Annotated in this window: 9 protein-coding genes; 7 read left to right on the top strand and 2 right to left on the bottom strand. The window is 69.8% G+C overall.

Features of this window, described 5'->3' with window-relative positions; genetic code table 11:
- Nucleotides 1–335 precede the first annotated feature (335 nt).
- The 5 genes from OJ997_RS23760 to OJ997_RS23740 are packed head-to-tail and all read left to right on the top strand — an operon-like array spanning nucleotide 336 to nucleotide 4,551.
- Complete coding sequence (locus OJ997_RS23760) at nucleotides 336–893, top strand: RNA polymerase sigma factor (protein ID WP_270027743.1); 558 nt, start codon at nucleotides 336–338, stop codon at nucleotides 891–893.
- The gene (locus OJ997_RS23755; RefSeq protein WP_270027742.1) at nucleotides 890–1,144 is read left to right on the top strand and encodes a hypothetical protein; all 255 of its coding nucleotides are present in this window, start codon (nucleotides 890–892) and stop codon (nucleotides 1,142–1,144) included. Before OJ997_RS23760 ends, OJ997_RS23755 begins: the two co-directional genes overlap by 4 nt.
- A complete protein-coding gene (locus OJ997_RS23750; RefSeq protein WP_270027741.1) occupies nucleotides 1,141–2,229 on the top strand; it encodes a peptidyl-prolyl cis-trans isomerase in 1,089 nt (362 codons plus the stop codon). The genes OJ997_RS23755 and OJ997_RS23750 overlap by 4 nt, the downstream gene beginning before the upstream one ends.
- 27 nt (nucleotides 2,230–2,256) lie before the next feature.
- Nucleotides 2,257–2,997: a class I SAM-dependent methyltransferase gene (locus OJ997_RS23745; protein WP_270027740.1), complete on the top strand. Its 741-nt coding sequence runs from the start codon at nucleotides 2,257–2,259 to the stop codon at nucleotides 2,995–2,997.
- Nucleotides 2,998–3,039: 42 nt separating this feature from the next.
- The gene (locus OJ997_RS23740; RefSeq protein WP_270027739.1) at nucleotides 3,040–4,551 is read left to right on the top strand and encodes a glycerophosphodiester phosphodiesterase; all 1,512 of its coding nucleotides are present in this window, start codon (nucleotides 3,040–3,042) and stop codon (nucleotides 4,549–4,551) included.
- Here the strand turns inward: OJ997_RS23740 and OJ997_RS23735 are convergent.
- Nucleotides 4,526–5,479 (bottom strand): AAA family ATPase, encoded by a 954-nt coding sequence (locus OJ997_RS23735; protein WP_270027738.1) that lies wholly within the window; start codon nucleotides 5,477–5,479, stop codon nucleotides 4,526–4,528. The genes OJ997_RS23740 and OJ997_RS23735 overlap by 26 nt on opposite strands.
- A complete protein-coding gene (gene pnuC, locus OJ997_RS23730; RefSeq protein WP_270027737.1) occupies nucleotides 5,458–6,039 on the bottom strand; it encodes a nicotinamide riboside transporter PnuC in 582 nt (193 codons plus the stop codon). Before pnuC ends, OJ997_RS23735 begins: the two co-directional genes overlap by 22 nt.
- A gap of 36 nt (nucleotides 6,040–6,075) precedes the next feature.
- Here pnuC and mfd point away from each other — a divergent pair, with 36 nt between their 5' ends.
- Together mfd and OJ997_RS23720 are read left to right on the top strand one after the other, a co-directional pair.
- On the top strand, nucleotides 6,076–9,399 hold the full coding sequence (gene mfd, locus OJ997_RS23725; protein WP_270027736.1) for a transcription-repair coupling factor: 3,324 nt from the start codon (nucleotides 6,076–6,078) through the stop codon (nucleotides 9,397–9,399).
- Nucleotides 9,400–9,630: 231 nt separating this feature from the next.
- Nucleotides 9,631–10,671, top strand: a complete 1,041-nt coding sequence (locus tag OJ997_RS23720) for a peptidyl-prolyl cis-trans isomerase (protein WP_372517926.1) — start codon at nucleotides 9,631–9,633, stop codon at nucleotides 10,669–10,671.
- Nucleotides 10,672–10,828 lie beyond the last annotated feature (157 nt).

Genomic DNA, 10,828 nt, shown 5'->3' with positions numbered 1-10,828 from the left:
CCGGCCCGCCGGTCACCGGCGTGGCGCAGGCCGAGCCGCCGCCGCTCGTGCCGCGCGGCCCCGGCAGCACGCCGACTCCCACCCCGGGCGGGTCGCCGACGCCCGGCAACGCCGGGGCCGGCGCCGACCAGCACGGCCACGCCAGGCCCCGGCACCGCGACGCCGGAACCAGAAGGTGTTCGACGTGCCCTTCGGGAAGGGTGGCTCGGGCACGGCGGTGACGGTCGCGCCGGCCGTGGGGGCCAGCAGGACGAAGAACAGCGGGCACGGCGCCCGTGGGATTAATCGAATCCTTAGGTCACAAGCCGTCGCGCGGTGACTAAGTCCTTTGCAGAATGGATGTGCGCTCCGACGACGACCTGCTCGCGGCGACGAAGGCGCAGCCCGAGGCGTTCGCGGTCTTCTACCGCCGCCATGTCGCGGGCGTGCTCGCCTACTTCGCCCGTCGCACGCGCTGCGCGGAGACCGCCGCCGACCTGACCGCGGAGACGTTCGCGGCTGCGCTGAGCGGCGCGCATCGTCACCGTCCGGACAAGGGTCCCGCAATCGCGTGGTTGTACGGGATCGCCCGCCGGCAGCTCGCCCACGCGACGCAGAAGGGCGCCGTCGAGGATCGTGCCCGCACGCGGCTCGGGATGCAGGCGATCCCGCTCACCGACGAGGCACTGGACCGGGTCGAGGCGCTCGCCACCGCGAACGCGGCCTCGCCGATCCTGCGCGAAGGTCTAGCCGCGCTCCCCGCCGATCAGCGGGAGGCCGTGCTCGCCCGCGTCCTCGACGAGGACGACTACGCCGTGATCGCCCGCCGCGCCGCGACGACCGAGTCCGTCATCCGCAAACGTGTCAGCCGCGGGCTCACCGGCCTGCGGCAGCGACTGGAGAGCGGGATATGAGCTTCGAACACGCCCTCGAGGCGGAGCTACTGTCCGCCGCCCGCCGGCGCACCGCGGCGCGTCGCCGGCGCCCGCCCGCCCTCTTCGCGGTCGCGGTCGCCACCGCGACGCTCGCCCTCTTCGCCCTCGTCCCGCGCGGGACGACCATCGCGCCCTCGGCGCCCGCCTCGTCCCCGCCGTGCTCGGCACAGGAAGCGCTCCTGCGCGCGGGGTCCTGCACCTCCAACCCCTTCTCCTCTCTCAGCCAATGAAGCAGCTCCTCCCCCTCGGCGCGGCGTGCCTCGTGCTCGCCGCGTGCGGCGGCGTGCCCGGAAACTCGGTCGCGACCGTCGACGGTGACCCGATCACCAAGCAGGACTTCCAGCACTGGATGACGGTCGTCTCGCGCTCCGCGGGGCAGCCGTCGCCGCCACCGCTCGACGCGCCGGGCTACGTGAAGTGCGTCGCGGCCAAGCGCAAGCTGACGCCGACCCCGGCGAAGGGGCAGCCGAAGGTCACCGACGAGCAGCTCAAGACCCAGTGCAAGCAGGAGTACGACCAGGCGCGCGGCCAGGTGGTGCAGCTGCTCGTGTCCCTGCGCTGGATCGACGGCGAGGCCGAGGCGCGTGACGTGAAGGTCACCAAGGCCGAGGTCGACAGAGCGTTCGCCGAGCAGAAGCGCCAGGCCTTCCCGAAGGAGTCCGACTACCTGGCGTTCCTCAAGCAGACGACGCAGAGCGAGGCCGACGTCAAGGCTCGTGTCCGCTCGGAGCTGCTGGGTGGCAAGATCCGCGACCAGGTCGTCAAGCGTGCGAACACGGTCAGCGACCAGGCGATCAGCGACTTCTACGCCAAGAACAAGGCTCGCTTCGGGCAGCCTGAGAAGCGCGACCTGCGCGTGGTGCTGACGAAGGACAAGGCCGCCGCCGACCGTGCACACGCGGCGCTCGAGCGCGGGGACGGGTGGAAGGCCGTGACCAAGAAGTACTCGATCGACGACACGTCCAAGGCTTCCGCCGGCAAGCTCCCGGCTCAGGCGAAGGGCACGCTGGACAAGGAGCTCGACGACGCCGTCTTCTCCGCGAAGCAGGGCGAGCTCGTCGGTCCGGTCAAGACGCAGTACGGCTACTACGTCTTCACCGTGACGAACATGGTCGCGCCGACGCAGCAGACGCTCGCCGAGGCCAAGCCGACGATCCAGCAGACGCTCGGCGCCGAGGCTCAGCAGAAGGCGTTCACGGCGTGGCTCGAGGACTTCACCGCACGCTGGCGCGAGAAGACCGAGTGCGCCGAGGGCTACCGCACCAGCGACTGCGCCAACGGCCCGAAGCCCACGCCCACGCCGTCCGTCGAGTAACGCGCGTATGCGATAACGTACATATGTATGCCGCCCCGTGAATGGAATGCCGCCTCCTACGACCGCATGTCCGACCCCCAGCTGGCGATGGCGCGGGACGTCATCGACCGGCTGGACCTCCGGGGCGACGAGCGCGTCCTCGACGCCGGCTGCGGCTCCGGCCGCGTGACCGAGGCGCTGCTCGAGCGCGTCCCGAACGGCACCGTGATCGCCGTCGACGGCAGCCAGGCGATGGTCGACCAGGCGCGTGAGCGCCTCGGGGACCGCGTCGAGGCGTTCGCCGTCGACCTGCTCGACCTGACCGTGACGCAGCCGTTCGACGCGATCCTCTCGACGGCGACCTTCCACTGGATCGGCGACCACGAGCGGCTGTTCACCCGGCTGCACGACGCGTTGCGGCCCGGCGGTCGCCTCGCCGTGCAGTGCGGCGGCGCGGGCAACATCGCCAACGTGCAGGTCGCGATCGACGCCGTCGACCACCCGGCGCTGCGCGGGTGGCCCGGCCCGTGGAACTTCGCCGCGCCCGAGGAGACCACCCAGCGGCTGGCCCGCGCCGGCTTCACGGACATCTGGACGTGGCTGCAGCCGTGGCCGGTCGACCCGCCGGACCCGCGCGAGTACTTCACGACCGTGATCCTCGGCTCGCACCTCGAGCGCCTGTCCGAGGACGAGCGCGCGCCGTTCGTGGACGCGGTCCTAGAGAAAATGGACGCTCCGGTCCGCGCGAACTACGTCAGGCTGAACCTGCTCGCCCGACGCGCCAACTAGATCTTCACCCGATGACCCGCCGTCTCCGCGAAGGATGCGGCCATGAACATCAGACTCGCCCTCACGGTGGCGGCATCGCTGCTCGCGATGCCCGTCGCCGCGGCGCAGGCGCAGACGACTCCGCCCCCGTCCGACGACCCGCAGGTGATCGGCATGCGCGCGCTGATCGCCGAGCGCACGCCGATCGTCCAGCTCCCGGCGTGTGACCAGACGGCCGAGCCGGCCCGCTGGACCAACGTCGGCACGCCCGACAAGGGCCGTGAGCGCCCCATCATCTCGGCCCATCGCGGCTCGCTCACGTACGCGCCCGAGAACACGCTCGCGGCCTACGAGTACGCGTTCGCGCTCGGCGTGGAGCTGGTCGAGGTCGACATCCAGGAGACCAAGGACGGCAAGTTCGTCGCGCTGCACGACTCGACCGTCGACCGCACCACCAACGGGACCGGCAACGTCACGGAGCTCACCTACGACGAGGTCCGCGCGCTCAACGCCGCCGACTACGCGCCCTGGACGGGCGGCCCGTACGACGGCTCGCAGGTCGCCTCGCTCGAAGAGGTGCTGGCGCTGGCCAAGCGCGTCGGCGGTGGCGTCGAGCTGGACTTCAAGCAGATCCGCAACGCGCGTGGCGTGGCGGAGCTCGTCCAGCAGTACGGGCTCGTCGCGAAGTCGATCTTCAACTCGGCCGACATCAACATCTGGTCGGCTGCCCCGGGCGCGCGCATGATCTACAACCGCGATCGCTGGGAGCCGTCGTTCCTGATGTACGAGATCGCGAAGGTCGCGCCGGTCTTCGGCTCGCGCCGCGACGAGTACGACGCCGAGTCGATCGCCGCCATCCACGACAACTGCGGCGTCGTCATGCCGCACGCGTACGACGCGGGCGAGGCCGAGGAGGTCAACGAGTTCCACCGCGCCCGCGCCATGGGCGCCGACGGCGTCCAGACCAACCAGCCCGAGCTGATCGTCGCCGCGGCCGGCATCCCGGCCCCGTCCACGATCCTGCGCCACGACAATGAGGTCTGCCTCGTCAACCGCGAGCACACCGACCTGGGCTTCCCGGGCAAGACGCTGCTCGTCGACGGTGTCGAGCGCACGACGGGCAAGGGCGGCTGCGTCGCGGCCCCGGGCGCGGCCAAGGTCAGCTTCGCCGGCAGCGGCGCGGTCACGCCGTCGACGGCGGCCGTGACCGGTGTCACCGGCAACGTGGGCGGCGCGGTCGGCGGCGCGCTCGAGCTGACCCTCGGCACCGCCCCGTCGCTCGGCACGTTCCTCCCCGGCGTGGAGAAGGAGTACACGGCGTCGACGGAGGCGACCGTCCTCTCGACGGCCGGCAACGCGACGCTCTCCGTCTCCGAGCCCGGCCACCTGAAGAACGGCGCGTTCTCCCTTCCGCAGCCGCTGCGGGTGGACATCGCCCCGAGCTTCTGGCCCGGCCCGGTGACGGCGGCGAAGTCGTTGATCACGTTCAAGCAGTCGGTCGGCGCGAATGACCCGCTCCGCACCGGCAGCTACAGCACGACCGTCACCTTCACGCTCTCGACGACAGCGCCGTGAGCACGGCCTCGACGCGCTCGTCGACGGTGCCGCGGACCTCGATCCAGGGTTGGCGCAACCGCTCGCGGAAGCGCTGAGTCATCCAGCCGCGGATGTGCTCGCCGTCGCGGTACCCGTCCTGCACGAACGGGATGTCGTCGGCGGTGAGCACCGTCAGGTTGTAGGTGCGTGAGGCGGCGATCGCCTCCACGTCCGCGGTCGAGCGGCCGAGGTACCGCTCCTGCCAGATGCAGGTGGCGAGCGCGTCGGTGTCGCAGACGAGGATCGGGCCGGAGGTCAACGCCGCCCGGTCCTCGTTGCGCTGCTGGCGGCGGGCGATCATCGCGAAGTCCGCGTTGGTCCACGTGTATTCGAGTCCGCGCTGCTCGGTGACCTCGCGGCCGACCTCCGGGACCCAGCTCGTGCCCAGTCGGTCCGCCAACGCGCGTGCGAGCGTCGTCGTCCCCGTCGACTCCGCGCCCGTGATCACCACGCGCCGGCACAGGTACGCGCGGACCGGCGGCGTCAGCTGGTCCCAGAACGCGGCGGGATCGGCGCGCACCTGCGTCCCGGAGATGAGGCCGGAGCGCGGGTTGCAGACGTGCTCGACACCCCAGCGCTCGGCGAGCATGTCCCCGTACGCCTCGCCGGTGAAGACGGCGTCGATCGGCTCGTTGAGCAGCCGCTCCATCAGCGCGATGTGCAGGTCGTGGACGTGCGGGTCCTCGAAGTCGATCGGGAGCTCGTTCCAGCCCGCCACGACGCGGGCGGCGGGATGCCGGGCGCGCATCCACTCGCGGCGCAGGGCCAGCGGGATCCGCTCGGTCACCGACCCGAGCACGAGCACCGTGACCCGGTCGCACCGCTCCAGCGCGTGGTCGACGAGCTCGTGGTGCCCGCCGTGCGGCGGCAGGAACTTGCCGAGGACTAGACCGTGACGGTGCGCCATTGCCTCCATCCCTGGATGCACAACGCGAGGAAGACGATGTAGACGAGCGCGGTCAGGTTCAAGTCACGGCTGAAGTACAGCGGGACGTAGATCACGTCCACGGCGATCCACACGTACCAGGTCTCCAGCCGCTTGAGGTTCAGCAGCAGCTGCGCGCCGAGCGACATCGACGTCGTCAGCGCGTCCCACCCGGGCGCCGCACCGTGCGCCGCGCGCAGGATCGGGATGAGGATGAGCGTCGCGACGCCGACTCCCGCCGCGGTCGCGAGCAGCAGCCGGGACCCCGCGCGCCGCACAGAGAGCCCCTGGGGCTTCAACTTCGCCCACGCGATCCAGCCCATCACGCCGAGGGCGATGTAGACCAACTGGAGCGCCGCGTCGGCGTACAGGCGAGCATCCGTGAACAGGATCACGAAGAAGACGTTGTTGGCGATGCCGACGGGGAACGTCTCGATCCGCTGGGCGACGGCGAGCGCCACGCAGGCGATGCCGGTGATGAAGCCGAACAGCTCGGCCCAGGAGACTGGCTCCCCGAAGAGCTCGAACACAGTTTTGGTCAACAGGACCGAAACTATAGCCCTTCTAACCTGGAGAGGTTGCTCCGGAGCTTTCTAAGCCATCTCGAACATGATCCCGCCGCCGCGCAGCTGGCCAGCGAAGGCGGGACGGCGTTCGTCTCACAGTCCTTGCGCCCGTTCGTCGTGGCCGCGCTCGCGGACCAGGACGCCAAGCGCCCCGCGTTGATCGTCGTCGGCGACGACCGCGCCGCGCGTGATCTCGCGTCCGACCTGAAGGCGTGGCTGAACCCGCGCCCGGTCCGGTACTACCCGAGTCGCGGCGTCGCCTACGAGTCGCACCTCACCCCGCCGCCGCACCTCGTCGGCCTGCGCGTCGCGGCGCTCGACGCGCTCACGGACACGCCCGAGGGCTCCGAGCAGCCCGTCGTCGTGGTCTCCGCGACCGCGCTCTCCGAGAAGGTCCCGGACCCGAAGCTGCGCCCGCACGGCTTCATGCTCCGCGTCGGCGACCTGATCGACCTGGAGGAGACGGCGCAGCAGCTCGTCGCCGCGGGCTACGAGCGCGTGGACCAGGTCGACGAGCGCGGGCAGTTCGCGATCCGCGGCGGCCTGCTCGACGTCTATCCCGCCACGGAGGAACGCGCCGTGCGCGTGGACCTCTTCGACATCGAGATCGAGGCGCTGCGCTGGTTCTCGACCTTCACCCAGCGCAGCCTGGGGGAGACGGAGTGCGTCGAGATCTCGCCCGCGGCCGAGCTCGCGCCCGAGCACCGCGAGATGGCCGAGATCGCCGCGTCCGACGCGCCCGAGGACCGGCCGGACATCGCCGAGCTGCTCCCGGTGGACCAGTTCCAGGCGCTCCTGGACGTGATCCCGGAGCGCACGCAGATCATCGTCGCCGCCGAGGAGGACGTCGAGCCGACGCTGCGCGACCACTGGGAGGACGTCTGCACGGCGTTCGACGACCAGGACGCGCGCGACCTCTACGTCAACCCGAAGACGATCAACGCCGCGCTCGCCGAGCGCGCGCAGGTGCGGCTCTCGAGCATCTCGCAGGACCAGCCGATCGAGATCCGCGGGCAGGCCGCCGACTTCGCCGCGCGCAACCTCGGCGAGGCGGAGTCCGAGCTCGAGAAGCTCGTCCGCAGCGACTACACGACCGTCGTCGCCTGGCCGCAGATCGGCGCCGCCGAGCGCGCCGCGTACAACCTGGATCGCGTCAAGGCGTCGCTGAACGGCGCGCGCAAGGGCCTGATCTTCACCGAGGCCAACCTGCGCGACGGCTTCGTGGCGCCGGGCCTGAAGCTCGCGGCCTTCCCCGAGCACCGGCTCATCCACCGCAAGAAGGCCTCCACCCGGCCCACGCGCAAGGGCCGCGGCCTGCTGCGCAGCTTCACGGACCTGCGGACCGGCGACTTCATCGTCCACGAGGACCACGGCGTCGCGCGCTTCGCCGGCTTCGACACCAAGACCGTCGCCGGCACGACGCGTGACTACCTGAACCTCGAGTTCCAGGGCGACGACAAGGTCTTCATGCCGGTCGACCAGCTGGCGAAGATCTCGCGCTACCTCGGCGCCGACGGCGGCGCGCCGACCCTGTCCAAGCTCGGCGGCACGCGCTGGGACAAGGTCAAGGCCCGCGCCCGCCGCGCCGCGCAGGAGCTCGCCGGCGAGCTGCTGAACCTCTACGCGGAGCGCAAGCGCCGCCGCGGCCACGCGTTCCCGGAGTTCTCCGAGGAGCTGCGGAACATCGAGGAGGCGTTCCCGTACCGCGAGACGCCCGATCAGCGCGACGCGATCGACAACGTGATCGCCGACATGGAGTCCGACCGGCCGATGGACCGGCTGATCTGCGGTGACGTCGGCTACGGCAAGACCGAGGTGGCGTTGCGCGCGGCGGTGAAGGCGGCGAGCGACGGCAAGCAGGTGCTGATGCTCGTGCCGACGACGATCCTCGCCCAGCAGCACTACGGCACGTTCGCCGAGCGCCTGCGCGACCAGCCGTTCGAGATCGAGCACGTCTCGCGCTTCCGCTCCGCCGCCGAGCAGCGCGACGCCGTCAAGCGCTTTGCTGACGGCAAGGTCGACATCCTGATCGGCACGCACCGCCTGCTCTCGCGCGACGTGCGCGCGAAGGAGCTCGGGCTGCTGATCGTCGACGAGGAGCAGCGCTTCGGCGTCAAGCAGAAGGAGCTGATGCGTCAGCTCAAGCTCAAGGTCGACGTGATCTCGATGAGCGCGACGCCGATCCCGCGCACGCTGCAGATGTCGCTCGCGGGCCTGCGCGACATCTCCGTGATCGAGACGCCGCCCGAGGGGCGCCGCCCCGTCAAGACGTACGTCGGCGAGTACGACGAGCAGCTGGTCAAGCAGGCGCTCGAGCGCGAGATCGCGCGCACGGGCCAGGCGTTCTTCCTCCACAACCGCGTCGACGACATCGAGGAGACGGCCGAGCGGCTGCGCTCGCTGTGCCCGAAGATGACGTTCACCGTCGCGCACGGGCAGATGGACGAGAAGACGCTCGAAGAGCGGATGATGGCCTTCCTGCGCGGCGAGGCCGACGTGCTCGTGTCGACGTCGATCATCGAGTCGGGCATCGACATCCCGCAGGCCAACACGCTGATCGTCGACCGCGCGGACCTCTTCGGCCTGTCGCAGCTCTACCAGATCCGTGGCCGCGTCGGCCGCTCGCGCGAGCGCGCCTACGCGTACCTGCTGTATCCGTCCGCCGCCGCGCTCACGCCCGAGGCGGCGGATCGCCTGAGCGCGCTGAGCGACTACACCGAGCTGGGCGCGGGCTTCAAGGTCGCGATGCGCGACCTCGAGCTGCGCGGCGCCGGCAGCCTGCTCGGCGACGAGCAGTCCGGCCACGTCGCGGCGCTCGGCTTCGAGCTGTACATGCAGATGCTCGACGAGGCCGTGCGCGCGATGGATCCGGAGGAGGACGGTGCGGAGCCGCCCGAGCCGGTGCGTCTGGACATCAACGTCGACGCGTACGTCCCCGCGGACTACATCCCGTACGAGCAGGCGAAGGTCGATGTGCACCGTCGCATCGCGGGCGCGCGCGAGAACAGCGAGCTGATGGAGCTGCGCACCGAGCTCGAGGACCGCTTCGGTGAGATCCCTGACCCCCTGGACAACCTGATCACGCTCCAGCAGGCGCGGATCAAGCTCGGCCGTGCGGGGGCGACCGCGGTGTCGTTCAAGCAGGGCCGGCTCGCGGTCACGCCGATCGAGCTCGACGCCGCCACCGCGCGCCGTTTGCGGGAGATCCTGCCCGGCGCGAACTACGAGGCGGGGCGTTCGCAGCTGTCACTTCGCGTCCCTGACGATCCGTCAGAGAGATTCCCCGCAGTAGTACGGGCAGCCGACGCTTTGTTGAGTGTCTACGTAGCTGCCTAAAGGTCGAGTCAAAAGATGTCGGGTACCCAGAACCCGCCGCTACCATGCCCAGCCGGGAGAAGGTCAATTTCCTCGCTTGCGCCGGGCGGTTCTGCCTCGGCAATACCGTACGTCCAACGAACCCCTTCTCAGGACAACATGATCAAGGCTGCTCGCATCGCTCTTAGCCTCACCGCCGTTGTCGGCGTTGGGGCGACCTTCGCCGCATGTGGTGGTGTGCCCGGTAACGCCGTGGCCACCGTCGACGGTGAAGCCATCGATAAGAAGGAATTCACCCACTGGATGACGGTGGCGGCGAAGTCGACGGGCCAGGCCAACGCGGCCGTCCCGGACCCTGAAGCCGACTACAAGAAGTGCATCGCCGCGAAGCGCAAGGCGACGCCGGCGCCCGCCAAGGGTCAGCCGAAGGTGACGGACGACCAGCTCAAGACCCAGTGCAAGCAGGAGTACGAGCAGCTCCGCAGCCAGGTCATGCAGCTGCTGATCTCGTTCCAGTGGATTCAGGGCGAGGCCGGCTCGCTGGACGTCAAGGTGACGGACGCCGAGGTCAAGAAGTCCTTCAACGAGCAGAAGAAGCAGTCCTTCCCCAAGGAAGAGGACTACAAGAAGTTCATCGCCACCTCGGGCCAGACCGAGGCCGACATCCTGCAGCGCGTCAAGCTCGACCTGTTGTCGAACAAGATCCGCGACAAGGTCGTCAAGGGCAAGGACACGGTCTCCGACAAGGCGATCCAGGACTTCTACAACAAGAACAAGGCGCGCTTCGCGCAGCCCGAGAAGCGTGACCTCCGCGTCGTCCTGACCAAGGGCAAGGCGGAAGCCGACAAGGCCAAGGCCGCGCTCGACGGTGGCGACTCCTGGACCGCGGTCGCCAAGAAGTACTCGATCGACGACACCTCCAAGGCCTCCGGCGGCAAGCTCCCGGCCCAGGCCAAGGGCACGCTCGACAAGGAGCTCGACGACGCCGTCTTCTCCGCCAAGAAGGGCGAGCTCGTCGGTCCGGTCAAGACCCAGTACGGCTACTACGTCTTCACGGTCACGAACGTCACCGCCGCTTCGCAGCAGACGCTCGCCGAGGCCAAGGAGACCATCAAGCAGACGCTCCAGTCTCAGAACCAGCAGAAGGCCCTCGACACGTTCGTCAAGGACTTCACCGCTCGCTGGAAGGAAAAGACGGAGTGCTCCGAGGGCTACAAGACCTCTGACTGCAAGAACGGCCCGAAGGCCACCCCGACCCCGTCGGTGACCGGCACGGTGCCCGAGGGCTCCTAGTCATTCGAAGGTGGGGCGGCCCCTCCGCCCCACCCCGATCATCCGACCTTCATAGGTTCAGCGTGAACGCCGTCCCTCGGGGCGGCGTTTTCTGTTTAAGCTGCGCGGCAGTGGTCAAGGATCAACGACTGAGCAGTGCGCTCACTCTGGCGTTCGG

This window comes from Solirubrobacter phytolaccae, assembly GCF_027587195.1.
Lineage (GTDB): Bacteria > Actinomycetota > Thermoleophilia > Solirubrobacterales > Solirubrobacteraceae > Solirubrobacter > Solirubrobacter phytolaccae.
This window is presented reverse-complemented; position numbering and strand designations above follow the sequence as displayed.